The organism is Vibrio sp., from assembly GCF_038138445.1.
Lineage (GTDB): Bacteria > Pseudomonadota > Gammaproteobacteria > Enterobacterales > Vibrionaceae > Vibrio.
Map to the genome: position 1 here is coordinate 50,622 of NZ_JAYQDQ010000003.1, position 24,687 is coordinate 75,308.

25 protein-coding genes and 1 pseudogene are annotated in these 24,687 nt (G+C 39.6%); 8 read left to right on the forward strand and 18 right to left on the reverse strand.

Going from position 1 to position 24,687, the window contains the following annotated elements:
* Positions 1-5 precede the first annotated feature (5 nt).
* The 16 genes and pseudogenes from AAFM34_RS01815 to tviB form a co-directional block, all read right to left on the reverse strand.
* Entirely contained in the window at positions 6-977 is a 972-nt protein-coding gene (locus AAFM34_RS01815) for a hypothetical protein (protein WP_341659372.1), read from the reverse strand.
* Positions 978-987: 10 nt separating this feature from the next.
* A complete protein-coding gene (locus AAFM34_RS01820) occupies positions 988-1,287 on the reverse strand; it encodes a hypothetical protein (RefSeq protein ID WP_341659374.1) in 300 nt (99 codons plus the stop codon).
* Between the two features lie 198 nt (positions 1,288-1,485).
* Positions 1,486-1,941: pseudogene (locus tag AAFM34_RS01825) on the reverse strand (IS5 family transposase); the annotation flags it as partial.
* Positions 1,896-2,132, reverse strand: coding sequence for a hypothetical protein (locus tag AAFM34_RS01830; RefSeq protein ID WP_341659376.1), 237 nt, complete (start codon positions 2,130-2,132; stop codon positions 1,896-1,898). The gene AAFM34_RS01830 and the pseudogene AAFM34_RS01825, both read right to left, overlap by 46 nt.
* Before the next feature lie 53 nt (positions 2,133-2,185).
* Complete coding sequence (locus AAFM34_RS01835; RefSeq protein WP_341659378.1) at positions 2,186-2,977, reverse strand: formyltransferase family protein; 792 nt, start codon at positions 2,975-2,977, stop codon at positions 2,186-2,188.
* 69 nt (positions 2,978-3,046) lie between these two features.
* Positions 3,047-4,924, reverse strand: a complete 1,878-nt coding sequence (gene asnB, locus AAFM34_RS01840) for an asparagine synthase (glutamine-hydrolyzing) (protein ID WP_341659380.1) — start codon at positions 4,922-4,924, stop codon at positions 3,047-3,049.
* Positions 4,925-4,945: 21 nt separating this feature from the next.
* Positions 4,946-5,851 (reverse strand): DapH/DapD/GlmU-related protein, encoded by a 906-nt coding sequence (locus AAFM34_RS01845; protein WP_341659383.1) that lies wholly within the window; start codon positions 5,849-5,851, stop codon positions 4,946-4,948.
* Positions 5,852-5,949: 98 nt separating this feature from the next.
* Positions 5,950-6,120, reverse strand: coding sequence for a hypothetical protein (locus AAFM34_RS01850; RefSeq protein WP_341659385.1), 171 nt, complete (start codon positions 6,118-6,120; stop codon positions 5,950-5,952).
* Positions 6,113-7,267 (reverse strand): DegT/DnrJ/EryC1/StrS family aminotransferase, encoded by a 1,155-nt coding sequence (locus tag AAFM34_RS01855; protein WP_341659387.1) that lies wholly within the window; start codon positions 7,265-7,267, stop codon positions 6,113-6,115. Before AAFM34_RS01855 ends, AAFM34_RS01850 begins: the two co-directional genes overlap by 8 nt.
* Entirely contained in the window at positions 7,267-8,244 is a 978-nt protein-coding gene (locus AAFM34_RS01860; RefSeq protein ID WP_341659389.1) for an NAD-dependent epimerase/dehydratase family protein, read from the reverse strand. Before AAFM34_RS01860 ends, AAFM34_RS01855 begins: the two co-directional genes overlap by 1 nt.
* A 30-nt stretch (positions 8,245-8,274) precedes the next feature.
* Positions 8,275-9,483: an L-2-hydroxyglutarate oxidase gene (lhgO, locus tag AAFM34_RS01865; protein WP_341659391.1), complete on the reverse strand. Its 1,209-nt coding sequence runs from the start codon at positions 9,481-9,483 to the stop codon at positions 8,275-8,277.
* Positions 9,476-10,555: a DegT/DnrJ/EryC1/StrS family aminotransferase gene (locus tag AAFM34_RS01870; protein ID WP_341659393.1), complete on the reverse strand. Its 1,080-nt coding sequence runs from the start codon at positions 10,553-10,555 to the stop codon at positions 9,476-9,478. Before AAFM34_RS01870 ends, lhgO begins: the two co-directional genes overlap by 8 nt.
* The gene (locus tag AAFM34_RS01875; protein WP_341659395.1) at positions 10,555-11,139 is read right to left on the reverse strand and encodes a DapH/DapD/GlmU-related protein; all 585 of its coding nucleotides are present in this window, start codon (positions 11,137-11,139) and stop codon (positions 10,555-10,557) included. Before AAFM34_RS01875 ends, AAFM34_RS01870 begins: the two co-directional genes overlap by 1 nt.
* 4 nt (positions 11,140-11,143) lie before the next feature.
* Positions 11,144-12,097: a Gfo/Idh/MocA family oxidoreductase gene (locus AAFM34_RS01880; protein WP_341659397.1), complete on the reverse strand. Its 954-nt coding sequence runs from the start codon at positions 12,095-12,097 to the stop codon at positions 11,144-11,146.
* Positions 12,097-13,125, reverse strand: a complete 1,029-nt coding sequence (locus AAFM34_RS01885) for an NAD-dependent epimerase/dehydratase family protein (RefSeq protein ID WP_341659399.1) — start codon at positions 13,123-13,125, stop codon at positions 12,097-12,099. Before AAFM34_RS01885 ends, AAFM34_RS01880 begins: the two co-directional genes overlap by 1 nt.
* Positions 13,126-13,172: 47 nt before the next feature.
* On the reverse strand, positions 13,173-14,453 hold the full coding sequence (gene tviB, locus AAFM34_RS01890) for a Vi polysaccharide biosynthesis UDP-N-acetylglucosamine C-6 dehydrogenase TviB (RefSeq protein WP_341659401.1): 1,281 nt from the start codon (positions 14,451-14,453) through the stop codon (positions 13,173-13,175).
* Positions 14,454-14,740: 287 nt separating this feature from the next.
* Between tviB and rfaD the strand changes: the two genes are divergently transcribed.
* The gene (gene rfaD, locus AAFM34_RS01895) at positions 14,741-15,682 is read left to right on the forward strand and encodes an ADP-glyceromanno-heptose 6-epimerase (RefSeq protein WP_341659403.1); all 942 of its coding nucleotides are present in this window, start codon (positions 14,741-14,743) and stop codon (positions 15,680-15,682) included.
* A gap of 32 nt (positions 15,683-15,714) precedes the next feature.
* Positions 15,715-16,404, forward strand: a complete 690-nt coding sequence (locus tag AAFM34_RS01900) for a glycosyltransferase (RefSeq protein ID WP_341659404.1) — start codon at positions 15,715-15,717, stop codon at positions 16,402-16,404.
* Between the two features lie 31 nt (positions 16,405-16,435).
* On the opposite strand, the gene AAFM34_RS01905 is transcribed toward AAFM34_RS01900, so the two are convergent.
* Together AAFM34_RS01905 and AAFM34_RS01910 are read right to left on the reverse strand one after the other, a co-directional pair.
* A complete protein-coding gene (locus AAFM34_RS01905) occupies positions 16,436-17,680 on the reverse strand; it encodes an O-antigen ligase family protein (RefSeq protein WP_341659406.1) in 1,245 nt (414 codons plus the stop codon).
* A gap of 1 nt (position 17,681) precedes the next feature.
* Positions 17,682-18,419: a glycosyltransferase family 25 protein gene (locus tag AAFM34_RS01910; RefSeq protein ID WP_341659408.1), complete on the reverse strand. Its 738-nt coding sequence runs from the start codon at positions 18,417-18,419 to the stop codon at positions 17,682-17,684.
* 365 nt (positions 18,420-18,784) lie between these two features.
* Here AAFM34_RS01910 and AAFM34_RS01915 point away from each other — a divergent pair, with 365 nt between their 5' ends.
* The 6 genes from AAFM34_RS01915 (at position 18,785) to waaA (ending at position 24,675) form a co-directional block, all read left to right on the forward strand.
* A complete protein-coding gene (locus AAFM34_RS01915) occupies positions 18,785-19,867 on the forward strand; it encodes a glycosyltransferase (RefSeq protein ID WP_341659410.1) in 1,083 nt (360 codons plus the stop codon).
* Between the two features lie 102 nt (positions 19,868-19,969).
* Positions 19,970-20,524 carry an acyltransferase gene (locus AAFM34_RS01920; protein WP_341659412.1) on the forward strand — a complete coding sequence of 185 codons (555 nt, stop codon included), beginning with the start codon at positions 19,970-19,972 and terminating at the stop codon, positions 20,522-20,524.
* A 17-nt stretch (positions 20,525-20,541) separates the two neighbouring features.
* A complete protein-coding gene (waaF, locus tag AAFM34_RS01925; RefSeq protein WP_341659414.1) occupies positions 20,542-21,579 on the forward strand; it encodes a lipopolysaccharide heptosyltransferase II in 1,038 nt (345 codons plus the stop codon).
* Positions 21,576-22,592, forward strand: coding sequence for a glycosyltransferase family 9 protein (locus AAFM34_RS01930; protein ID WP_341659416.1), 1,017 nt, complete (start codon positions 21,576-21,578; stop codon positions 22,590-22,592). Before waaF ends, AAFM34_RS01930 begins: the two co-directional genes overlap by 4 nt.
* A gap of 38 nt (positions 22,593-22,630) precedes the next feature.
* Positions 22,631-23,419 (forward strand): glycosyltransferase, encoded by a 789-nt coding sequence (locus AAFM34_RS01935; protein ID WP_341659418.1) that lies wholly within the window; start codon positions 22,631-22,633, stop codon positions 23,417-23,419.
* Entirely contained in the window at positions 23,416-24,675 is a 1,260-nt protein-coding gene (gene waaA / locus AAFM34_RS01940) for a lipid IV(A) 3-deoxy-D-manno-octulosonic acid transferase (RefSeq protein ID WP_341659420.1), read from the forward strand. The genes AAFM34_RS01935 and waaA overlap by 4 nt, the downstream gene beginning before the upstream one ends.
* Positions 24,676-24,687: the final 12 nt, after the last annotated feature.

A 24,687-nucleotide genomic window follows, 5' to 3' on the forward strand; every position in this document is an offset into this window, starting at 1 on the left:
AACCTTTACCTTTGTCGCACATAACTAGGCCGAGAAACAGAGTAGGCCCCAAAGCTTTCTTTAAAATTCGCAACTCCAATATTCTCTATATCATAACCTATCGATGAACCACCAAAATCAAAATAAGTGCAGCCATTTTTTACTGCATTGTGAATCCCAAAGTCTACTAAAACACTAACACCATTGAGTTTTAAGGCTCGAGTTTCTTGAGCCATATAGAAAGTCAACACAGTATTGGTCGAAGGCATAAAGTAACAAATACCTGCCTTAGTCCCACTTTCTTTATGAGTTGCTATATCAACCCAAACCTGTTTAGGAAATAGAGACTTGAGCTGCTTAAGCTGCTCTAAGCTATGGGTTGGTGTGGAGTTTAACCGATTTTTGTCTTCAACAAGGATATTGTAAAACTCATCAATTATAGCATCAGTCTTTATTTCAAACTGTTCTTTGCTTTTTCTAATTGACGTTCTCGCCCTGCCTTCATAGCCTTGCCAAACATCTTCATAGCTCTTGCCTTTAAGACCGATCACACTAAAAATATCCCGTGATACTAATTTAAATCCGTATTTTTCCAAACAATAGCCAATAACCTCTGAGTTTTTTTCATTGTATATCGCTGGTGATAGAGTTAGGCTGCAGTTTGCTATTTCATTGGAATCCAAATAGTTAATTAAAGCCCTTATCGCCTCATCACCCTCTTTCAGTTTGAGTGTTTTTCTAAAAATAGGCCCACCAAAGCTTGCACCATAGGGAGAAAGCAACGTATTCTTACCGTTCAACTCACAGACAACAGTAGGCATGACCCCAAACAACTGCTCCCCTTTCAACCAAACTAGTTGTTTTTCTGATTTAACAAATCGTTCTTGATGGTAAGAAAGAAACTTACGGGAATGGAAAATAGTTCCTTCATCTGATTTTGTTACTAACGAATCCCACAATACTAGCTGCGTCTGAGTTGCATTGGTTATTGTTAACAAGTGGTGCCTCCTAAACTATTGGCTGACACAGATCATCTTTATTCTGTTTTATTGTATGTTCTGCCACTTTAAATCCTGATATCGTAAGAGAAATAACTGGTTCATGGCCAAGATAAGAAAGGGTTTCTGTCATCGTTTCTGAAAAACCATTTCTCCTAGGGTAAATATCGACACCTGAGCTTATGCCATAGCTTGAATGAACCACACCAATTCCTAGGCTTAACATGGTAATATCAGGTACACTTAATATTCCGTCATCATCAGACTCTACATTATACCTAATCGTCGTTTTCCATACAGTCCAAAACAACAGGCTTTGTCAAAGTTATGAAAAATTACCAAAATTCAGTTGCACTGTTAACTGGCCTTCTACGCCTGCAGACGTACATACCTCATAATTGTGATTAACCGTAAACAATCTTTAAGCTTTATGCTCCCTATAAGAATCACAAAAAGCTTAGCAAGGCTGCTATGTATGAATACCTAGGAGAACACCTTTGTTTAGAATCTATCCCAAAAGGGACTTATTCCAAACAATGAGGCCGCAAGCAAAATGCAACATGGCCTCGTAGTTTTCTATTTTCTTCTCCCAACGAACAAGCAATCTACGATAACGGTTTAACCAGCTATGGGTTCGCTCCACAACCCAACGATGAGCCTTAAAATCATCCGATTGTTTTAAGTTCGCTGCCTCTTCTGCTCGTGACTGAACATGGGGAATGTAGTTCAAATCAACCAGTTCATCATGTAACCATTGACCTGTATAACCTTTGTCTAGGTACAAAGGCACTTTCAGCGGCGGTCGATAACACTCTAGTGCATCTAATGTTTGAAGTACCAGTTTAATGTCGTGGACGTTCGCGCCATCGCTAACAACAGCCAGTGGCAATCCATTCGCATCCGTCAGCAAACTACGTTTTACGCCTTGTTTCGCACGGTCTGTTGGGTTCTTGCCTGTTTTTTTGAGCCTGCTAACAGTTTATTAAAATTTGGATGAATACCTAGCTCTGAATTTTGTATATCACGGATAGCATCTAACATAGGAGTATCATGTGTAACAAACCACGTAGATGGCGCTCCATAGCTCTTAATGAGCGCTATACTATCTTGGAGGACATCGTCATGACACCAATCAATATCAAATGAAATAAACATTCGACCTTCATAGGATTCTAACTCCGTTGTTATTTCTGAAATTTTTCCTAGCTTCACAAATCCTCTACCCTACACTTTTCTATGATTAGTTTTTTTCCATCGGTGGTTCTTATATAAGCTCCTGGGTATGGGGGTGCTTGGGCACGAATGAAATTATACATATCTAGAGAAGACATGCTAAGGTCTAGCTCTCCGTCCTTTGCTGATCTTTGAGGATACACTTCTATCTTCTTTTCATCTTGTGCTGTAAATGACACATTTAACGGATTAGAAAAACACTCTAGCAAAATTTCTTTAGATTTTTCGGTAGCCTTTTGGTAGACATCCGCAATAGTATCTTCATAATCAATAGGGAAGACTTTTTGGCTAATAATATCTCCATTGTCTACCCCATCCTCCATTCTAAAAAGAGTTACACCTGTTTCTGATTCACCATTAATCATCGCCCAATTCAACGGAGCTCCACCAGCATACTTAGGCAGCTTTGACGCATGAATCCCCCAAGCCCCATATCGAGTCAACTGACGTATTTTTCTTAGTATCATGTAATACCAGCCAAGAACTAGTAGTAGATCCAAGTCCATTGTTGATATTTCTTTCGAATATTCGGGTAACGTTTTTCCACGACCGGACTCAACCTCAAAGTAAGGTATTTCTAGCTCTTCTGCATAGGTAGACAAATCACTAAAATTAGTATTTGTTACAAGCTCCTCACTGTAAGATATGCCAAATTTTCGAGGAATACTAAAGATTGCACTAGGTCTATAGCCCTTAAAAATTAAGAACTCTAGTAATTGAGCGCTATAATTTGTGCAACCAAGAAAAGCGTATTTAAATGTAGACATCAGTTCCTCAAATCATCATTACGAATATTGCAGGCAATCATACAAGAGCATTCATTTGCTATCACAACGTCAAACATATTGCTCTAACCACTCTTCCAAGTTAAGCAATGACCACACTAGAAGACGTCTATTTTGTTCACCTGAGACATGTTCATTAACCAACGACTGTATACTTTTAGAATCTAAATACCTTTCGTATCGATGGCCAGAGCCAAGAAGTCTACGTTTCAAAAAATCAATGGAGTCACCTTTAAACCATGAAGCATCAGGAGACGAAAAACCTTGCTTTTCTGCCTTTGAAATATCTTTCGGAAGCGTTGTTGCCATCGCGTCTCGAAGAATTTGTTTTCCATCTTTCGTTTTTTGAAAATGCCTAGATCCTGCCGCTTCAGGGTCGTTTTCATTAATTTTCATAACCTCAGATAAGTTGTTTAGCTTAAGTGAGACTGGACACCTCATTGCAAAGTCTACTAGGTCATTATCAAGGAATGGAAGACGTGTCTCTATGCTATGAGCCATACTTAGCTTGTCTTCTACGACTAATAAGCCGTGCATGAAGGTTTTAGCTTCAAAGTACAAAGAATGGTTAATATAGTCTTCGGGAGTGTATAGATTTTCGGCATGATGCTTGAAAACACTTTCAAATATATCTCTAGTCCATATGTCTCGTACTTCATCCCATATTGGGCTAAATACCTTCTGAATTTCTTTATTCGGTATCAAACGTTGCCAGAACTGATAGTACTTTTTAATATAATCATTAAAATTACCATTATTTACCGCCCTGTAATAGCGCCAAGGATAACCTCCAAATAGCTCGTCTCCACCAGCACCACTCAACACTACCTTGACAAACTTGCTAGCTAGCTGTGCAGCATAATAATTAGGGTAACTTTGTCCGACTCTAGGCTCCTCTAGATGCCATGCTAATTTGGGTAAGCAGCGCTCCATATCCCCTGCTTTTAAAACCATCTCATAGTGTTCTGTCTTAAAGTGGTAAGACATAAATTCTGACTTGGCACGTTCATCAAAACCCAGTTCTAGACCTGATGCAGAATGTAGGTCAAAGCCGCACGTAAAGGTTTTCATATATGGATAGCTTTGCGCTGCTATTGCCGTAATTGAGCCAGAATCTATGCCTCCACTTAAATAGCTACCTAGTTCTACATCTGTAACCAACTGACGATTTACAGCCTGCCTAAACAAACGTTGTAGCTCTTCAACGTATTCTTGCCTATCCGCTTTATCTTTTGGCTCCTGAAAATCGTAGTCCCAATATCTTGTTTTCTTTAATGTCGGGGAGCTTGACTGAAGATCCAGCTCTGCATAACACCCTGCTGGCAACAGTTTGACATCTTCAAGTAATGTTTTGTCAGTGAAAATATTTTGAAATGTAAAATATTCTAGGAGTGCACTTTTATCTACGTTACGCTGTATACGCAAGTCCGCTAGGATCGCTTTTTGTTCAGAACCAAATGAAAAAATACCATTTTGATTGACATAGTAGAGTGGCTTAATGCCGTATCGATCTCTGGCAAGTGTTAACTTTTTAGCCCTACGGTCCCAAAGCGCAAAGGCAAACATTCCATTAAATCGCTCCAACGCTTTGACGCCCCATGCATCGAGTGCATTGAGGACCACTTCAGAGTCTGTCTTTGATCGAAACCAATAGCCGATAGATTCTAGCTCTGTACGTAATTCTTTGAAATTATATACTTCGCCATTATATACAAATACATACCTGTGATTAGCGGAAGCCATAGGCTGGTGTCCTGCTGGTGATAAGTCTATTATTGACAACCTTCGATGCCCAAGTCCAATATTGCCTTCAACCCAATGCCCTTCATCGTCAGGACCACGATGCTCGATGGCATCTGTCATCTTTTTTATCAATACAGGAGATACAGACTCACCATTAAGGTTTATTACACCAGCCAAACCACACATACTATTCTCTCTAAGACGTTCTTATTTATCATTTAATTCCGAATCGGAATACTCAATAGCAGGGTTGCCAAATACTGTCACTCCAGGTGGAACATCTTTAACCACTACAGCCCCTAAGCCAACTACGGCATTTTTCCCGATAGATATATGTTGTTTTACCAGCGCTCCTGCCCCGATCCAAGCATTATCACCAACAACTACACTACCACATAAGGTGGCATTGCCCGCTATCATTACGTTTGAACCTATTCTACAATTGTGAGCAATATACACAAGATCATCAATTTTAGTATTATGACCTATGATTGTATTTTCTATACCACCACGTGATACGACAGTATTTGAGCCTATTTCTACATTTTCACCAAGAATAACTTTTCCCAAATGTGGGAAGCGAACGGGCCTTTCTTTCTCATCTCGCTCAAAACCAAAACCACCCTGACCAACAATGGAGCCGTGTTTCATTACACATCCAGGTGCAATTTCAACACTTCCTCTAATAATTGTTCCATTTTGAAATGGTACGGTTTCGTATGTATTATTTGTCAATTTTCTTTCAATATCAGTTAATATTCTAATAAAATCTAACCTGGGGTTATTAGAAATAATAAGTTTTATATTATTATTCATGCAATCTATTGGTTTAATTTGAGAGATTACTTTTTTAGTAGTTATCAAAACAATATTATCAATATTTTCTAAAGATATACTTTCACTCGAAAAAAAAGTCAGATACAATCCCTTGCGTTCACATTTATTAATAGCACCTCGTTCTAGAAGCTTAAATGGCGAAACACCTGAAACTTTAATCTCTGTCACCAAGTCGTGATTACCAGCCTCAATTTTAGGGTCATATCTATAAACCCCTGGAATGCTTTCATAGTAATCTATGCTATTAATATAAACACTACTAGAGAAAGAGATCATGTTATATACTTTCGTTATCTTCGTAGAATCATCCTAAGCCAAGGTATTATTTTAAGGCATCTATAATAGTACCAAAAAATACATTTCCTATCTTATCTTCATTTTTTAAAGCGACCACTATGTGCAGCTTCTTCACTGTACTTTGTCCATTTATGACTAAATACATAATTCGTTTGCTGTTGGTTTTGTTTATCAGAATCATCTTCAATTAAAAACACATGATCCACTTTAGTAAACTGACTAGAAAGAACACTATCTATACTAACCATTTCTTGCCACCTCTTTTAATCTTTCTACTACATACTGATAGTCTTCCACTGTCATTCTATTATGCAGTGGTATCGCCATAGTATGATTATTGCAGGCCTTAGCGCCCGGAAAATCATCAGCTTCAAAACCAAACTTTTCTCGATACAAGTCAAGCATATGTATGGCATGTGTGCCCGGACGAGTTGATATGCCGTCAGCCTGCAACTTTTCCATTAGTTCGTTTCTCGACATTGGAGAACTTTTAGTGTCGACAAAAGTAACAAAACTTTGCCAACCATGTTTGCCATCACCAGGTTCTTCCGGAAGAGTTAACCACTCGACAGAAGAAAGCTCCTGACGGTAGTAATTAGCCCATTTGGCTCTTTCCTCAATAAAGCCCTCTAGTTTTGGAAGTTGAGCAAGTCCAACAGATCCCTGAAGGTCAGTCATGCGGTAATTAAAGCCTAATAAATTGAAATCAGGAAGAATATAAGGTTTAGGGCCATGATGACGCTGTTCTTCTGAAATAGTCGCACCATGGTTACGCATTTGAGACATAACTTCAAACAACTTATCGTCATTCGTCGTCACCATCCCTCCTTCCCCTGTCGTAATTGACTTTCTGGGATGGAAAGAAAATGCTGCAGCATCACCTAGTCCACCCGCATATTTACCCTCAAATTGTGCCCCAGCAGCACAAGCAGCATCTTCCAAAACTCTCACATGACTTGGTATTGCAGCTTTAATCGCCGTAATATTCGCACATAGACCAAATAGGTGAACTGGGATAATGGCCTTGGTTTTGTCTGTAACCTTTTCGGCCACTTGGGTTGGATCCATGTTAAAAGTAACCGGAGAGACATCCACAAAGACCGGTATTGCGCCACAATAAAGAACCACATTGGCTGTTGCAACCCAAGTAAAAGCAGGAACAATCACCTCATCACCAGGCCCAACCCCCATAGCCGCAAGCGCAAGGTGGAGACCAGTTGTACAAGAGGTCACAGCAAGTGCATATTTAACACCATGTAACTTAGCAAACTGCCTTTCAAACTCGGCTACTTTCGGACCCTGTGTCAGCCAACCACTTTCAATAGATTCTTTTGTAGCTAACCACTCTTCCTCGCCGGTAACAGGTAACGCAATAGCGATATTTCTCTTTTCCATCAAAACTGACCTTTCGTCTCTTCACGCCAAGCAATTAGGTTTTTTAGTCCAGTTCGAAGTTCATCTTGATACTTGAAACCAAGGTCGCGCTCCGCTTTTTCTGGACATCCAATACGGTTTTGAACCATTCGTCTTGCATCTTCAGGAGAATACGGCTTGTATGTCACTTCTAACGAAGAATCCCTTAACTCTAGAATAAGTTCACAGAGTTCCTTAATACTTGTCTGAACACCCGTACCAACATTGTAAAACTCATCAGTAGCATCTGATTGAAGAGCAAGAACATTACAACGAGCAACATCTTGTACAGAAACAAAATCATACGCCTGTGTTCCATCACCATTGATAACGGGCGCTTCATTCGCGTCAATTTTATTCAACATGATTGGAACAACACCAGTGTATGCAGCTGTTTGATCTTGGTGAGGACCATAAACATTCATATAACGTAAACCGACATAATTAAGCCCAAATCGATCATATGTTGCCCTACACATCGCCTCACAAGCTATTTTACTCGCTCCATAGAAGTTCTTGTTATTGAAAGGATGCTCTTCCGTCATTGGTACTTCAACAGCATCACCATAGACGGAAGCCGAAGAAGAATAGACTAGTCGTTGAATGTTATTCTTTACACATGCCTCTAAAACATTGAAAGTACCTTGAATATTCACATCAAATGCCGTTCTGGGAAAGTCCTTACAGTGCAATAGCCACATAGCAGCTAGGTGGATAACAGCATCACAACCTTGCATCGCATCGTTCAAAATATCAATTTCACGAATATCACCTCCATTTGGATAGAGAGTACAACGTGGATCTTTCAAATGGGGCTCGATATAGGCTTGCTTTCCTCTGGCAAAATTATCATAAATAACCACTTCTTTGACGTCAGTTTTAAGCAGTTCAGCAACGACATGGCTACCAATAAATCCGGCACCGCCAATTACTAAAACCTTATTGTATTTCATATTCATATTAATTCCTAAAATAGGTTAACCTTACCGCTAAATATATTCGGTAACTTCATTGATAATGTATTCAGCTACAGCGAAAGAGCTAGTAAAAGCCGGAGAAATAGAGTTCAATACATGCAGGGAATGCTCATCCTTTTCTATTAAAAAGTCCATCTCCAAACACTTTTTTCGAACATTAATTAACTGAGGCCGAATACCAACTTTCGGCGACTTTTCTACCCAATCTGCATCCAACTCGTTCACAAGTTTTTTAGCTGAGCTATAAAAACCCCGCTTTGTCAGGTGTGGTATTTCTTTATGTACCAAGGCTCTGAAGTTTTGTGTATTGTTTAAATACAGTTGTGTCAACCTAGATAAAGTGATCACTCCTTCTGATAGCTCCAAACCACTTAACCCTTGATAGCTTTCTCGGCCTAATGCTGGAATTGCTGTTGGCCCCAAATAAGTACTGTTATCAATGGTTTTTGTAAAGTGAATACCGAGAAAAGGCAGATTAGGATCAGGAACGGGATAAATAGACCCATTAACACGACTCGCGTAGTCTTTTTTCAACTTGTAATAAAGACCTTTGAATGGCACAAGCTTATAGTCCATGCCAAAGCCAAGCATCTTGCCTACGGTATCTGCATAAGAACCAGCAGCATTTATTAAGTAATTGTACGAATAGCTTTTACCACTTACCGTCGTTACTCTTTTCTGTTTATCGGAAATCGATGCAACTTTCTGTTCAAACAAAAGCGTCCCACCAAGCATAATAAAATCCCGACGTAAACTCTCCAGTACACCATAAATGTCTACCACGGCAGTATCTTCACAGTATAATCCACCGTACTCACTCCTAGCTAAAGGCTCTAACTCTAATATTCTTTTACTATCAATTAGCTCTGCACTTACGTTACTAGCTCGAGCATTATCCATTAGCAAGTTTAAGCCTTCCAGCTCTCTTTCATTACTGGCAACAATAACTTTACCATCACGGCGAACTGCAATATCTTTTGACTGAGCATAGGCAAACATTTTTTCGGCACCACTTTTACAAAAGCGTGCTTTCATAGTATTTGGGGGGTAATAGATACCGGTATGCAAGACTCCACTATTTCTACCACTCGCGTGCTTACCTATACTGGTTTCTTTCTCTAATATAGCCACCCTTAGGCAAGGACTATACCGCAGTAATTCTTTAGCAATTGTTAGTCCAATAACACCTCCACCTACAATTACTACGTCAAAGCTATCCATGGCCTTTGTCCAAATAGCCGTGCATTGGTAGACTAAATACCTGTCCAGACAGTTTTTCCGCTACAGGGAAGTCACCTTGTTTATAGCCAAGGTGGGCAAAGGCTGTCTGCTGGTGCATACATGTACGATAATAAACCATCGTGGGCACACCTGAATCAGCAAACTCTTTCATGGCCTTAGTTCTATCATTTGAGCACACGGTATACTGCGCCCAAGAACTGGTATATCCCTCAGGGATGAAGGGGAGCTCATAAGAACCTTTGAGCTGTTCATTATACCGTTCTGCCGCCTGCTGCCTTGAAACTAGTTCGCTAGGGAAGGCTTCCAGTTTTGCCAACAATATGGCTGCTTGAATGGTATCCAGTCGACTATTCATTCCTATGCGAACATTGTCATACTTATCAGAACCTTTACCATGTATCCTATACGAGCGCAACAACTCAGCGTACTCAGCATTATTAGTGAATACAGCACCTCCATCCCCGTAGCACCCCAGTGGCTTTGCAGGAAAAAAACTGGTTGTCGATATATCGCCAAAGCTTCCAGCGAGCTGTCCGTCTATCGTCCCACCAAATCCTTGAGCGGCGTCTTCAATTATCTTCAGACCATACTTATCAGCAACTTTTTTAATGGCCTTATAGTCAGCTGGTAACCCAAATAAATCTACCGCCATAATAGCTTTGGGCGTGAGTCTGCCTTGAAAAATTACGTCTTCAATTCTCCGCTCCAAATCTTGTGGGCAAATATTGTAAGTCTTCTCATCTGAATCAACAAAGACTGGCTCAGCTTTACAGAATGCGATTGCCTCCGCACTAGCAAAAAAAGTAAATGATGGACAAAAAACGGCGTCTCCGTCACCAACACCTAATGCCATCAATGCCAACTGAAGAGCATCTGTACCATTAGCGCATGTCACTACATGTTCAACACCAACAAATTTAGCTAGCCGTGTCTCAAGCTCGGTAACTTCTGGCCCCATGATGAATTGCCCATGCTCCAGAACAGAACGAATACGGTAGTCTATCTTATCTTTTAAACTATGATACTGAGCTGCAAGGTCAATGAAGTGCACTATAAAGTCTCCTCCAACTGCAAGATACCATCACATAACACGTACACATCACCAGTATGATCACACACCTCTCGTCCCGAGCCACTTAATGGCAAGCGAAGTTGTTTACCATATTTACTAATCCATCCGATTTGTTTAGCAGGAACTCCAACCATAAGAGCAAAGTTTGGTACATTTTTTTTAACAACTGCACCAGCTCCGACTAGGGCATAAGTCCCAACTTCGACACCACAAACAATCGTACAGTTAGCTCCTAATGTGGCGCCTTTTCGAATGACCGTGTCTAGGTATTCTGCCTTTCTTTCTATAAATGATCGCGGGTTATAAACATTGGTAAAGACCATACTTGGCCCACAAAACACATCGTCTTCAATAAAAACATTGTCATATACAGAAACATTGTTCTGAATTTTCACACCATCGCCGATAGAGACTTTATTACCAACAAAAACATTCTGCCCTAATGAGCAATCGCTACCAATTTTTGCACCAGAGCAGATATGAGTAAAATGCCAAACTTTTGTGTTGGTGCCAATAGAGGCTCCCTCATCGATAATGGCAGATTCATGCGTATAGAAGTCCATAATGTCACTCGACCCTACTAACAAATGGATGAGAGTTCGAAGTACTTCTGGTTATGGCTGAAGTTCGGATGTCACTAACGATCTCTATACTCTTTCTAGCCTCTTCTAAACCAAACCCTCCGCCATTCAATATATCTTTATAACTAGCCGTATGAAGATCCGTAAAGCCTCCAGAGAATTCTATTTCTGAGCCATCAACTTGTATCGAACGATATGTACGTTGCCCTACGTCTCTAATTGATTGAGGAATAAAGTCATAGTTCACTGACAGGAACCAGCGTACTCTTGCATGTTTAAACTCTAGATAACCAGCACTTGCATCCTCGCGTTTAAGGTGGACCTCACTTTTAACTAAATCACCAAATACCCATCCAAGCATGTCGTAAAAATGTACACCAATATTGGTTGCAATACCGCCAGACTTACTTTCTTCTCCCTTCCAAGAGGTCGAGTACCAATGACCTCGACTAGTTAAGTATGTCAGATCAACATCAAACACTTTTTCTGAATTCTGACTTATTGTGCTGTCTACAAATTTTTTTAACTCTATGATACTCGGGTGAAGCCTAAGCTGAAGAATGTTAAATACTTTGTTTCCGGTTTCTTCCTCAACTACCTTTAGTGCATCAATGTTATGTGGGTTGAGTACCAAGGGTTTTTCACATATAGCATTTGCTCCACTTTTAAGGGCAAAACGAATGTGTGAGTCATGTAGATAGTTAGGTGATGCTATAGACAAATAATCAAGCCTAATATCATTTCGTTTTAAAAGGTCTATGTGTCGATCAAAACGTTCAAACTCGACAAAAAAATCTGCGTCAGGAAAATAACTATCTAATATGCCGACTGAATCATTTTTATCTAAAGCAGCAACAAGATTGTTATTGGTTTCTTTAATTGCTTTCATATGTCTAGGCGCGATATAACCTGCAGCACCAATCAATGCAAAATTCTTCATTACTTTTTTCCAAAAAGCTCTACATACCAAGGCATTGCTTCTGCAATACCTTGCTTAATATTGTGACTTGGTTTGTAGCCCAGTTTTTTTTCTGCTTTAGATATATCAGCTTGAGAGTGCCTAACATCACCTTTTCTAAAGTCCCTATACTTGGCTTTAGCTATATTAGATACACCATAGCAAGACAAGGATTCTGCAATTCCAGTGTGTAGCTCGTTTAACGTAGTTCGGTCACCAACGGCAACGTTATACACTTCATCTTTAACATCATCACTTGCGGTTGCAGATAAAATATTGATTTGAACAACATTATCGACAAAGCAGAAATCTCGACTAGTTTCACCATCCCCATTTATAAGCACATCCTCTTGATTGATCATTGAAGCGGTCCACTTGGGGATCACCGCAGCATAAGCCCCTTCGGGATCCTGTCGCTTGCCAAAGACATTAAAATACCTTAATCCTATAGACTTAAAGTCGTACGTTCGTGCATAAACGCTAGCATATAGTTCATTTACATATTTTGTCACTGCATATGGAGAAAGAGGGTTACCTATATTTTCTTCTACTTTGGGTAACGCCGGATGATCTCCGTACGTAGAACTACTAGCCGCATAAGTAAAACTCTTCACATTGGTATCTTTAGATGCATTTAACATGTTCAAGAAGCCAGTAATATTTGCTACATTAGTAGCTAAAGGGTCTGCAATTGATCTTGGCACTGAACCCAAAGCTGCTTGGTGTAAGACATAATCAACCCCCTTAGTCGCTACCTTACAACACTCGTAATCGGTAATATCACCCTCAATAAAACTAAACTTTGCCCATTGCTCGTCAGAAACAAGTCTTTTAACATCTTCGAGATTGGATTTATGGCCCGTTGAATAATTGTCCAAGCCAATAACGGACTGCCCTAGCTTAAGTAGACTTTCCAATAAGTTAGAACCAATAAAGCCGGCAACACCTGTAATTAACCATACTTTAGGTTGAGCAACCAACTGTTGCCTAATTTGTTCATAGTTAGACATTGAATTTTCCTAGTAGCATTCAAGTATTTGATTCAACACTGACCCAACTAGAGTCTCATATCAACTTCGCTTTTATCTAATACGTACTTTAGGTCATATAGAACATGTGTGTTTTTCCCCAACGCTCGAATGCTTCGAACTCCCATTTGGCGAAATTCTTCATGGGATACGGCCAATATTACAGCATCGTAATAACCTATTTTAGGTTCCGAGCATAATTCCAAACTATATTCTTCCATCGCTTCTTTGCTAGAGCACCAAGGATCAAAAATATCGACCTCAACATTATAATCCTGTAACTCGCTAACAATATCAACAACCTTGGTATTCCTTAAGTCAGGGCAATTTTCCTTAAAGGTTAATCCCATAACCAATATATTTGCCCCTTCTACTTGAATACGTTTCTTAAGCATCATCTTTACTAATTGAGACACTGCATACTGAGCCATACCATCATTGAGGCGACGACCAGCCAAAATCATTTCCGGATGGTAACCAACTGATTGAGATTTATGGGTAAGGTAATAAGGATCAACACCGATACAATGTCCGCCAACTAAACCGGGCCGAAAAGGTAAGAAATTCCATTTGGTGCCGGCAGCCTCCAACACTTCAAGTGTATCGATATCTAGCTTGTTGAAGATAATAGACAACTCATTTATAAGTGCGATATTTACATCGCGTTGGGTATTTTCAATGACCTTTGCAGCCTCTGCTACTTTAATAGACGAAGCTTTGTGCGTTCCAGCAATGATAATTGATTTATACAACTCGTCTACAAATTCAGCAACCTCAGGAGTAGAACCACTTGTTACTTTTAGTATATTGGTGATCCTGTGGTCTTTATCACCCGGATTAATACGCTCTGGGGAATATCCAGCATAAAAATCCTGATTAAACTTCAGGCCTGACACAGACTCAACAACAGGGATACAATCCTCTTCCGTAGCCCCAGGGTAGACGGTTGATTCATAGATGATTATATCACCCTTGCTTACAATAGTTCCTATAGCTTCAGAGGCTTTAATTAATGGAGTCAAATCAGGTTGCTTATGCACATCTATTGGTGTGGGTACTGTGACAACATAAACATTACAGTCTACTAACTCATTCAAATCAGAGGTATAGGTCAAAAACGGGGCTTCAGCTAACTCTTCTCTAGTACATTCCAGTGTGCTGTCATTGCCACTCCTCAATTCATCGACTCGTTTACTATTTATGTCAAAACCAATCGTAGCGCTTTTTCTTCCAAACTCTACTGCAAGCGGCAAACCAACATAGCCCAAGCCTACAACCCCAATCTTTGCGTTAGCAACACTTAACTGCATGCTAAAATTCCTAAATTTCTTCGTTCCTAGCCACCAACTTTCTGAAGGAGGCACACATATTCCATAACACTCAGTCGAAGTTAAATGCTTCAGTTTGAAAAGTAAACACCACAGCTAGGTAAAACAATCAAAAAGATAAAGGTGTGAATACTACCCCAAACTGAAAATAGAATCGACAGTGCATTATGAGAGTCAATACTGCATTTTTTGATGCCCTCCCCCCGATTCGCTCCTTCAGAAACACCATGATATAATCAACTTCATTATTTAAGCATTAGGATTACTCTATGATCATCGTAACTGGCGGCGCTGGCATGATTGGCAGCAACATCATCAAAGCACTTAACGAACAAGGCATTATCGACATCTTAGTTGTCGATAATTTAAAGAATGGAAAAAAATTTCAAAACTTAGTTGACCTTGATATTGCAGATTACATGGATCGCGATGATTTTTTGACTCAAATAATGGCTGGAGATGATTTTGGGCCTATAGAAGCAATTTTCCACGAAGGCGCATGCTCAGCGACTACAGAGTGGGACGGTAAATACATGATGCTCAACAACTATGAGTATTCAAAGGAGCTCCTTCATTACTGCCTTGAGCGTGAAATCCCATTCCTATACGCATCTTCTGCTGCGACTTATGGTGAAACTGATAAATTCATCGAAGAAAAAAAGTATGAAGGCGCTCTTAACGTCTATGGATACTCTAAACAACAATTTGACAACTATGTTCGCCGCATTTGGCAAGATGCCGAAAAACATGGAGAGAAACTATCTCAAGTCACAGGGTTTCGCTACTTCAATGTTTATGGTCCTCGTGAACAACACAAGGGCTCCATGGCTTCAGTAGCCTTCCACTTAAATAACCAAATAAATGCTGGTGAAAATCCGAAGTTGTTTGCGGGAAGTGAAAAGTTCAAACGAGATTTTGTCTATGTCGGCGATGTCGCGGCTGTTAACCTATGGTTTATGAAAAGTGGTATTTCAGGCATTTTCAACTTAGGATCAGGTAACGCTGAGTCTTTTGAAGAAGTAGCTAAAGCCGTAATAAAGTACCACGGTCAAGGGTCAGTCGAAACCATCCCATTCCCCGAACACTTGAAAGGCGCCTATCAAGAATACACTCAAGCAGATCTTACTAAACTGCGCGCAGCAGGCTGTGAGCATCAATTTAAAACTGTTGCGGAAGGTGTTGCAGAGTATATGTCGATTACCAATAAGTAGTTTCATAACCTCAAATATTAGGCCTGATTATAATGACCATACAAAAAATTCACACTGTTTGGCTTGGTAGTCAAATGAATACCCTAGCTCAAGTCTGCATTGCCGATTGGACAAAACAGGGGTTTGATGTGACCGTTTGGACAGAACAATCCCATTTAGTAAAAGAGTGGATTAATGGATGTCGATTTGCTCGAAAGTGCTTAGATCGAAAACTTTATGCCTTTGTATCTGACTACATAAGGTTAAAGGTGCTTCAACATACTGGTGGACTGTATTTAGATGCAGACGTGACAATTACTAGAAATCCATTTGAGTTATTTAAGGAGCTTTGCTTTTCTGTCGGTTATGAAACAGACACTTATACTGGTACGGCAGTTATTTATAGTGAGCCCAACTCACAAATCTTGGCTCGTTTGATAGAGTTTTATGAAAACGATATATGGGATTCACCACTTTATATTGGTCCCTCAATTCAAACACATATCCTTTTCCAAGAAAGCTGGCAATATAAAGAAGCTTGTAAAATACATGAGAAAGCAGCCTTTTTTGAGTACGATCCTGAAACCTGCAAATTAGAATATGAACCAAGCGAGAGAGTGTACATGACTCACTGGTTTAACAACAGTTGGTCTTCCAAACGAAATCTCGGTTTCTTAATTGGAAAGCACAAAGGGCCCATCGGGCGTTTTTATGAATGGCAAAAACAGCTATTGAGAAAGTAATTGAATCATTTAGTGAAGTAGTAGCATCTATTCATGCTACTTCTCTTTTATATCTAGTAACTTGAGCCATTACTTTATCGTCACTTCTATCCATTATTATCAAATAACCGATAATAAGCAAATAAAAATAAGCACAAGAGCTATATATTGTAAACAGTGATTCAAACCCAGAACATATAACTGTCATTATTGTTATAGGAGCTGAGACTTTCAACCTATCCCTCTTTCTAAAGAGAATCAGTAAAAATACCCATGTCAACATTAAGAAAAATGCAACCAGACCACCTTTAACAAAACTTTGAACATAAACATTATGATAACTTGAACGAGAGTGATTTAAAATTCGATAAGCATCAAACTGCAAGTGTTTTTGTTCATAAGATTTTTGGACCGCCTTTATCTCTTCGGACCTTGATACACCAAATAAAACACTATTGCTTCCGATAGATATACCATTTCTCCATAAATCAACCCTAGTCCCTGCAGAGGCATTATAATTTCCATTTATCATCATGTTAACTTCATTAATGCTTAGAGCTATTCGGTCATGAGTATATTTAATATTCATAAAGTTAATGGCAATAAAGATAATGATCAAGCTAAAGATTACACCCTTAGTTACACCTTTATTTTTAAATAAGTAAACAGAAAAATAAAGTAAAACCAACATCAACCCCAGCCAAGCACTTCGGGTGCCGGTTAGGTAAATTATATAAACTAAAAAAGCAGACACCAAAGAATGGAAAAGAATAAGTGGATAACGCTTCTCCTTGAGCTCTGACACAAAAAATCCCATCTGAGTTATCAATAATAAGCCACATATATATGCATAAGGCCCTGAATTAACAATTCTACCAATTCTCATCCCATCCAATATATTGCTATCATAAATCCCTTTCCCTATTGTTATCACACTAGCAAGGCTAATCAAAAGAGCTAAGTTCTTAGAGTTAAAGACACGTGATGGGACTAATAGAAAATAAAAAAAACAAGCAAAAACTGCCCGAGCAAAGTCAAAATGACCATCGTTATAGTAATGTAAGAAAGAAAAGTAACACCCTACAAAAAACAAGAAAGATAAAAACAATGAATGCTTATTTATCTTCGAAAATATTTCTTCCTTATAGAAAAAAAAACAATATACACAGATTAAAGAAATGAGCTTAGAAAGTATATGTTTAACATCAGATAAATTAAAAATCAAACCCCAGGCAATAAAACAAGGGCTCAGCAAAAATATAGCTTCCAACGAGCTGCTTTTTAACCTTCCTATCATTTCAGCAGAACTTCTTATTATATTTCTTCATATTATACTTTCTATAAATAGAATATATTTCTCTGGTTAACTTTCTGTATATGGGTGGCTTAGATTCTTCACCTAGTTGAATAGTGGTGCCAAACTCTTCTGGGTGCTCTTCTATAGACGGTATGATAGTTGGGTACATTTGATAAGAAGGCATATCATGTATATAGAGTGACCCAATATAGTTATCCACAGGCATACACCAGAGCTCTGACCCATTTATCAGCTTTTGAGCCGCTTGTGGTGAAATAGCATAGGAACGAGTTCCACCGAAGTTGTTATCCATAAACGATATGGAATATTCATCATGCTCTTCTTTCTTGAAAAGCTTACATTTATTCGTTTCCGGCTCTAACCGAAGAAAACCATACTTCCCCACGTTTTCTTTAATATGTGGAAGTAAGTCAACAATAACTGGTTTTATATATGCGTCATCTTCGATGACTAAAGTTGGCTCATCCGACGCCACACACTTCTTCCAAATCAAGTAGTGACTCGCATAACAACCCATTTCACCTTTAGATGGCATGCGACCATTAGTAAGCCACAAACGTTTATAGTAGTCATACTTATCAAATAATGGGTGCGGTTGTTCAGCGTGGCCATCTATCGCATCAAAAAACTCAAACTTAAGATTTAGAGTATCCAGTTGATCCTTTATGCTCTCTCGTCTGTCTAAGGAACGTTTCAAACTAATGACGCAAATTTTCATTGACCAATATCTCACTTACCGAACTGGTTATAGTTAAACCGAGCGTCAATTAGACCATAATCACGCTTCTGTTTGAATTATTTTCCGTACAAGAGCCTGCATTATAGACAGAAAAAAACACAAGATTACTATTATCAATGGACGCTTCAACCGTCAAAAAACGCCGTCAAGGAAACTTAATAAACCACTAACGACCTAACCAAGTTAAGCCCTCACTACTGTGAATGATTCTTCTAAAACAGTAGTGACAGGTATTGCTGAATACATGTCTATGATAAACTAGCCTTCTTTTCTTCAAAGGCAACGGGGTAAGTGTGGGCAAACCTTCAATTCTGCATATTTGTCTCTCCAAAGGGTGGGGCGGTTTGGAAATGTACCCAATCAGAACAGGCTCAGAGTTTCTAAAACGCAGTTACCAAGTGTATGGGCTTTGCCTTAAAGGGACTAAAGTAGCCAAAGACATGCGAGCTAATGGGATTGAGACATTTGAAGTTCAAAGTAAACAATCTTTACTCTTGACACAACTAGTTCCGTTAAACCGTTGGCTCAAAGAACGCGAAGTATGCATAGTACACAGTCATAAGTCCGGAGATATCCTTATCTCTGCTCTGTTGTATTCGCTTTCAAAGAGATATTCATTTTTTACTGAACATATGGGTGTAACCAAGCCTAAGAAAGATTTGTTTCACAGGTGGGTATACTCCCACTTAAATAAAGTTTTCTCAATCAGTAACGAAACCTACCGCCGCAATCTGAAAGCTCTGCCTGTCGACTCAAGTAAAATCACACAACTTTGGTTGGGTACTGATATCCCCTCATTATATAAACCATCAAAAAATACTGTTTCAAATATAAAAAGCGAGCTTGGCATTCCCGTAGATAGTATTGTAATTGGTAATATAGGAAGAATTTGTGCAGGAAAAGGACAAAGTGAACTCCTTGAAGCCTTCGCAAAAATAAGTTCAAACATTCACAATTGCCATCTTATACTTGTTGGTGGGATAGATGTGTCAGAGGGGTCTGAAAACACCTTTGTTGCATCCATTAAAGCACGTATTCAGGAACTGAAGCTTGAAAATCGAGTACATCTTACTGGTTTCAGAAAAGATACAGATCGAATGCTCAACATAATAGATATAGTATGCTTACCAAACCATAATGAAGCTTTTGGGCTCACAGCAATAGAGGCTATGGCAGCAAGAAGAGCAATTGTGGCAGCAAACACTGGATCATTACCAGAGGTACTGGGTAAAACCGCGTTGCTATGTGATCCTTTTGATCCAAACAGTATTTCACAAGAAATTGAAAAGTATCTGTCATCTTCGGAGTTAAAAGAGAGAAACTCCACTCTTGCATACCAAAGAGCCGTCGAACTGTTTTCTATGAATACACATATAACCAATTTAGAACGCTATTATGCTGAAGCATATGATCATAAAAAATTTTAAGTTAGGTAATTACAAACCTTATCAGTACTTTTAGCAGTTTCATACTAGCTTCACTTTTCACTATGAAACAAAAAGAAATTAAAAACCATAAAGAGGTGGACAATGGTCAGACTCACTCTCAGGGTTAGAAATAGATTCAAAATCAGAGGAACTCACTCCATCTCTATAGACCCAACAGCAAAACTAAGAGGATGCAAGATTGTAGTAAAAGGGAAAAATAACAGATTGCACATAGGCGCCAACGTCAAGTTAAGAGACTATGAGCTTGAACTTGATGGAAACAACTGCACTTTGCATATTGGTGATAGCACCGTGATTGGCCACAACTCTTATATATCTTCACGAGAAACCAATACTGAACTTATCATTGGAGAGGGAAGCATGCTCTCTAGAAATGTGAAGATAATGACAAGCGATGGTCATGATATCATTCGAAATTGCCAGCGAATTAATGCTGCTCGCAGCATCCATATAGGTAGTGGTGTCTGGCTTGCAGACAACGTCACCGTATTAAAAGGCGTTAATATTGGAGAGCACTCTGTTATTGGGATAAATTCAACGGTAACTAAATCCATAGGCTCTAATGTTATTGCTGTCGGCAACCCTGCCAAAGTGGTACACAATGAAGTATCATGGCGAGATGAACTTACTTACTGATTGACTGTATTCCCTAAATGAAGATCCTCATCATTGGCCCATCTTGGGTAGGCGATATGGTTATGTCGCAAAGCTTGTATACCACTTTGAAATCTAAATATCCAAACAGTGAGATTGATGTCCTTGCTCCTGCTTGGTGTAAACCAATTTTGCAGCGCATGCCAGAAGTCAACCAAGCAATAGAAATGCCAATTGGGCATGGAGAGTTAAACATTTTCGGCAGACGAGCGCTAGGAAAATTGTTGAGCAAAAACAACTACACTCACGCTTATGTATTACCAAACTCAGCCAAATCTGCCTTAATTCCTTGGTTTGCAAAGATCCCCAAACGCATAGGTTGGAAAGGTGAGCTCCGCTATGGCCTTTTAACAGATCTTCGGCCAGACAAACGTGTTTTTCAGTACATGGTAGAAAGGTATGTTGCATTGGCCTGCAGTAAAGCCGAGATGCAAACTCAAGTATCTTTACACAACAGCCCCAAACCGAAACTACTTGTCGACAGTAACAACCAAAGTTCTGCTTTATTAAGATTAGGTCTAGTTAGGTCTCGCCCAATTATAGGACTCTGCCCCGGAGCTGAGTTTGGACCAGCGAAACGCTGGCCAGACAAACACTATGCTACCCTGGCAAAATATCTTATTGGTCAAGGTCAGCAAATTTGGCTATTTGGTTCTGAAAAGGACAAGCTAGTCACACAAGCAATCAGATCAGCTCTCACAGCAGAAGAGCAGCAATACTGTTTTGATTTAGCAGGTGAAACATCACTAATAGAAGCCGTTGATTTACTTGCCGCTTGTCATACCGTAGTGTCTAATGATTCAGGACTCATGCACGTATCAGCAGCTGTAGGCTGTAACATTGTAGCTATTTATGGCTCCAGTTCACCGAAATACACACCACCTCTGACAACAGAATTAGAAATGGTACATACTGATATCGAGTGTAGGCCATGTTTCAAACGAGAGTGTCCGCTGGGCCATCAAGACTGTCTAAACAAGCTCATACCTGAGCAAGTCATTTCTAAACTAAAACGATTTTTGAGTAACACCCTATGAAGCATCTTTGGTTTGAACGAGGCGCATACGCTTCCAAAAAAGCCCGCCATTATATCGAAACCGCATTCTCTCCCGAAAAAATCACCAAAATAGCGGTTATCCGCCATGCTGCTCTTGGCGATCAGGTCATTGTTCGTCCTTTTTTAATTGAAGCGCGTAAGTTTTTCCCCAATGCCGAAATAACCCTGGTAGGAGTATCTAACTATACCTATGGCATGCCAAACGACTTGGTAGACAAAACACTGGTTATGCCAGGAAGAGACAAAAGGTCGCAAACCTCATTTAAAGACAAGATTGCCTACATTAGGCAGTTAGGCGAGCAAGATATTATTTTTGATTTAGCCAGTACAAATCGGTCTCATTGGATGGTGGCTCTTAGTAAAGCAAAAATAAAAATGGGCTTCCCATACAAGCCCTATTTGTGCGGTACGTTATTTAATATGGCCGTATTTCGCTCCGATTTTCAGCCTGAAGTTGAGTGCATGCTAGATATGCTCAAACTACTTGGCCATTCACCGCAGCGCCCTCTAGATTTTGGTTACCCTGACCACCGGGCTATTAAAGATACTCAAAACCCATTTGTTCTATATTTTAACGGCGCATCTCAGCTGAGAAAAATTTTGTCCAAAGAACAGATGTATGCCGTACTTGAGCAAGCGATTCAAGAAAACCCAAACTATACCCATGTGTATCTGGAAGGAAAAAACGACTTTGAAAAAGGAGATTTTTTCAAAGAGCTCCTCGAATATCCCAACTTTAAAATTCAAGCTTGCTTACCACTTGAAGAGCTTATTGAATTAACAGCAAAAGCAACATTAATGGTGGCACCTGATACCGGAGTACGAAATGTTGCGATCTCAACTCACACTCCGACGGTTGGCATATTTTATGCGACGGTACCATTCAGGTACACTCCTCTATATGAGCATCATACAATCGTTATGAACGCTAATGGAGATATACCTTCAACCGAGCAGATTACATCTGCGATTAAGCAATCACTGCAAAACTAATCCAAGCTTGCTCGGTTGATACATTGGGAATTATAAAAATGAGCAACCTATCAACCTTAATTGCGAATCGTCTGATTCGCTTGACTGGCAATATTTTTAAAACATTGTCATATCCGTTTCATTATCTAATGCCAAATCAACGCTTTACTATCCCTGAACACTCTGCGGCAAAGGTAAGGCTGTCGGGAACCAGAAAAATTCCTCGTCAAATCTGGCAAACCAATTTCACTAATCAGGTCTCGCTTCCTGTTTACCTCAATTATCTTTTCAATCGTTTGCTCAGTTTAAACTGTAATTATAACTATGTGAGTACCGAAGCTCGTGGAGAGTATTTAAAAAAGCATGCATCTGAAGAAGTGTACGATGCATACTCTAGACTCACTGATGGAGCAGCACAAGCCGATTTATGGCGCTTGTTTGTCCTAAACCATAAGGGAGGTGTTTATATGGATATTGATGCAACTCTTGTTTGGTCTTTGGATAAACTTCTTGGCAATAAATACGACTCTTTGTATATAAAGATCGATAAAAATACCCGATTTACAAATTATTTTATTGCGTCTGTACCCAACAATCCAGACCTAGAACGAGCGATTGAGCAAGTTGTGTATAATGTAAATCATTATGAACCGTCCATGGGCGTTTATCATTGCACAGGCCCAACCGTGTTACACAACCTACTAATTGACAGAGAAGATATTAACTCAAAAGACAGAAAGTATGTCTGCATCCAAGGCACTTTTACTAACGAACACTTTCAATATATCGATAAGCCGCGCGGTAAATGGACCCACATAAATCTCAACGAACTTGTTAAAAAGAAATGATCATTCGAATTCTATACACTGTTTTACTCAGTTTAGCTGCCCCTTTTTTGTTGTCTGGATTATTTCGAACAAAGCCAGGAAAACCAACTATTGGAAAGAGGTGGAAAGAACACTTTGGATTCTCTGACAAATTAAGTCATGGTAATGAGCCTGTGTGGATTCACGCCGCCTCCGTTGGTGAAACAATCGCTGTCACACAGTTTATACGCGAGTTTAAGAGGCAAAACCCCAAACAAACTATACTCCTCACGACGACAACCCCAACCGGTGCTAAACAAGCTGAAAGCCTATCCGAGTTGGTAGAACACAGATACGCTCCTGTTGATTTTCCCTTTGCAATAAAAGGCTTTTTAAAGACGTTCAATCCCAAAAAGCTTTTAATTGTCGAGACAGAACTGTGGCCGAACTTAATCCACTATACCCATCAGGCAGGAATACCAATTACTGTACTTAATGCAAGGCTCTCCGAAAAATCCTACCTTGGTTACAAGAAAGTTCTTCCTATCTTTAGCTCAATGGCTCAAAAACTGTCTCGAGTTTTATGTCAATTTGAAGATGACGCAGAGCGATTTATCAAACTGGGAGTTCCAACTGCAAACGTGCTTATTACAGGATCAATCAAGTTTGACATAACCGTCACAGAGGAAAGCATCTCAGCTAGCAACAAACTTCGGAATACTTTAGGCGGACCTAGGCCAATTTGGATAGCAGCAAGCACCCACGCTGGTGAAGACGAGTTACTGCTATCCGCTCACTCTATAATATTAGAATCCAATCCCAACACGCTTTTAATCATAGTTCCAAGACACCCTGAGCGGTTTGTCGATGTAACCAAACTTTGTGCTGAAAAATTCACCACAGTTACTCGCAGCAGCGGAGAAAAAGTTTCCTTGAGCACCCAGATATATGTGGGTGACTCTATGGGTGAAATGATGCTGCTCTTAGGTACGGCTGATATTTGTTTTATGGGGGGAAGCCTCTTAGGAAAGAAAGTAGGAGGCCACAATCTACTTGAACCCGCAGCGCTTGAGCTTCCAACCCTGACAGGCCCAAGTTATTATAATTTTAAAGATGTGACCAACTCCCTTATCGAAATTGGTGGATGCAAAGTAGTCAACAACTCTACAGAAATAGCAACTGCAATTAGTGAAGCACTAAATGATCAAATGTACTTAAAAGAAGCTGGTGAAGCTAGTAAGAAGTTTGTCGAATTAAACAGTGGCGCAGTTGCGAGAACACTAGCATACATAAGTTAGTAGGGAGGACTC

What these genes read in the sequence shown, in the direction of transcription:
- AAFM34_RS01885 (WP_341659399.1), bottom strand. Translation starts at nt 13,125, where the DNA reads ATGTCTAACTATGAACAAATTAGGCAACAGTTGGTTGCTCAACCTAAA.
- AAFM34_RS01850 (WP_341659385.1), bottom strand. Translation starts at nt 6,120, where the DNA reads ATGGTTAGTATAGATAGTGTTCTTTCTAGTCAGTTTACTAAAGTGGAT.
- AAFM34_RS01845 (WP_341659383.1), bottom strand. Translation starts at nt 5,851, where the DNA reads ATGATCTCTTTCTCTAGTAGTGTTTATATTAATAGCATAGATTACTAT.
- AAFM34_RS01880 (WP_341659397.1), bottom strand. Translation starts at nt 12,097, where the DNA reads ATGAAGAATTTTGCATTGATTGGTGCTGCAGGTTATATCGCGCCTAGA.
- asnB (WP_341659380.1), bottom strand. Translation starts at nt 4,924, where the DNA reads ATGTGTGGTTTGGCTGGTGTAATAAACCTTAATGGTGAGTCTGTATCT.
- waaF (WP_341659414.1), top strand. Translation starts at nt 20,542, where the DNA reads ATGAAGATCCTCATCATTGGCCCATCTTGGGTAGGCGATATGGTTATG.
- tviB (WP_341659401.1), bottom strand. Translation starts at nt 14,453, where the DNA reads ATGCAGTTAAGTGTTGCTAACGCAAAGATTGGGGTTGTAGGCTTGGGC.
- AAFM34_RS01900 (WP_341659404.1), top strand. Translation starts at nt 15,715, where the DNA reads ATGACCATACAAAAAATTCACACTGTTTGGCTTGGTAGTCAAATGAAT.
- AAFM34_RS01875 (WP_341659395.1), bottom strand. Translation starts at nt 11,139, where the DNA reads ATGGACTTCTATACGCATGAATCTGCCATTATCGATGAGGGAGCCTCT.
- AAFM34_RS01830 (WP_341659376.1), bottom strand. Translation starts at nt 2,132, where the DNA reads ATGTTTATTTCATTTGATATTGATTGGTGTCATGACGATGTCCTCCAA.
- AAFM34_RS01855 (WP_341659387.1), bottom strand. Translation starts at nt 7,267, where the DNA reads ATGGAAAAGAGAAATATCGCTATTGCGTTACCTGTTACCGGCGAGGAA.
- rfaD (WP_341659403.1), top strand. Translation starts at nt 14,741, where the DNA reads ATGATCATCGTAACTGGCGGCGCTGGCATGATTGGCAGCAACATCATC.
- AAFM34_RS01860 (WP_341659389.1), bottom strand. Translation starts at nt 8,244, where the DNA reads ATGAATATGAAATACAATAAGGTTTTAGTAATTGGCGGTGCCGGATTT.
- AAFM34_RS01910 (WP_341659408.1), bottom strand. Translation starts at nt 18,419, where the DNA reads ATGAAAATTTGCGTCATTAGTTTGAAACGTTCCTTAGACAGACGAGAG.
- waaA (WP_341659420.1), top strand. Translation starts at nt 23,416, where the DNA reads ATGATCATTCGAATTCTATACACTGTTTTACTCAGTTTAGCTGCCCCT.
- AAFM34_RS01905 (WP_341659406.1), bottom strand. Translation starts at nt 17,680, where the DNA reads ATGATAGGAAGGTTAAAAAGCAGCTCGTTGGAAGCTATATTTTTGCTG.
- AAFM34_RS01835 (WP_341659378.1), bottom strand. Translation starts at nt 2,977, where the DNA reads ATGTCTACATTTAAATACGCTTTTCTTGGTTGCACAAATTATAGCGCT.
- lhgO (WP_341659391.1), bottom strand. Translation starts at nt 9,483, where the DNA reads ATGGATAGCTTTGACGTAGTAATTGTAGGTGGAGGTGTTATTGGACTA.
- AAFM34_RS01920 (WP_341659412.1), top strand. Translation starts at nt 19,970, where the DNA reads ATGGTCAGACTCACTCTCAGGGTTAGAAATAGATTCAAAATCAGAGGA.
- AAFM34_RS01935 (WP_341659418.1), top strand. Translation starts at nt 22,631, where the DNA reads ATGAGCAACCTATCAACCTTAATTGCGAATCGTCTGATTCGCTTGACT.
- AAFM34_RS01930 (WP_341659416.1), top strand. Translation starts at nt 21,576, where the DNA reads ATGAAGCATCTTTGGTTTGAACGAGGCGCATACGCTTCCAAAAAAGCC.